Annotated in this window: 1 protein-coding gene; it reads right to left on the reverse strand. The window is 59.1% G+C overall.

Features of this window, described 5'->3' with window-relative positions:
• Nucleotides 1–687: IS5-like element IS1384 family transposase (locus BG57_RS30955; RefSeq protein ID WP_035971156.1), on the reverse strand; the 687-nt coding region annotated here is incomplete at its 3' end.
• Nucleotides 688–741: the final 54 nt, after the last annotated feature.

Here is a 741-nt window from a genome sequence, read left to right on the forward strand (position 1 = left end):
CTCGGGCCGCTTTTCGACACCGGTGTAGCCTGCATCGGCGCAGACCACGTTTTCGTCGCCATGCAGCAATTTGTCCACCTGGGTGACATCCGCCACATTGGCCGCCGTGCCCACTACGCTGTGCACCAGACCCGATTCGTCATCGGCGCCGATGTGGGCCTTCATGCCAAAATAATACTGGTTTCCCTTCTTGGTCTGGTGCATTTCCGGGTCGCGCTTGCCGTCCTTGTTCTTGGTCGAACTGGGCGCATTGATCAGCGTTGCATCGACGATGGTGCCCTGGCGCAGCGACAGGCCGCGGTCGCCCAGATAGCCATTGATGACAGCGAGGATGCCGGCCGCCAGCTCGTGTTTCTCCAGCAAGCGGCGGAAGTTGAGAATGGTGGTTTCGTCGGGGATGCGCTCCAGGTTCAGCCCGGCAAACTGGCGCAGGATCGTGGTTTCGTACAGCGCTTCCTCCATCGCTGGATCGCTGTAGCCGAACCAGTTCTGCAGCAGATGCACACGCAGCATCGCCATCAACGGGTAGGCCGGACGGCCACCTTCACCTTTCGGATAATGTGGCTCGATCAAAGCAATCAAGCCCTTCCACGGCACCACCCGATCCATCTCGATCAGGAACAACTCCTTGCGGGTTTGCTTGCGCTTGCCAGCGTACTCGGCGTCGGCGAAGGTCATCTGCTTCATCGGGAAACTCGGTGGGTGGGGTCGCGGTATTTTGCCAAATCAGAAAGTCTTTTT

The organism is Caballeronia grimmiae, assembly GCF_000698555.1.
Taxonomy (GTDB): Bacteria; Pseudomonadota; Gammaproteobacteria; order Burkholderiales; family Burkholderiaceae; genus Caballeronia; species Caballeronia grimmiae.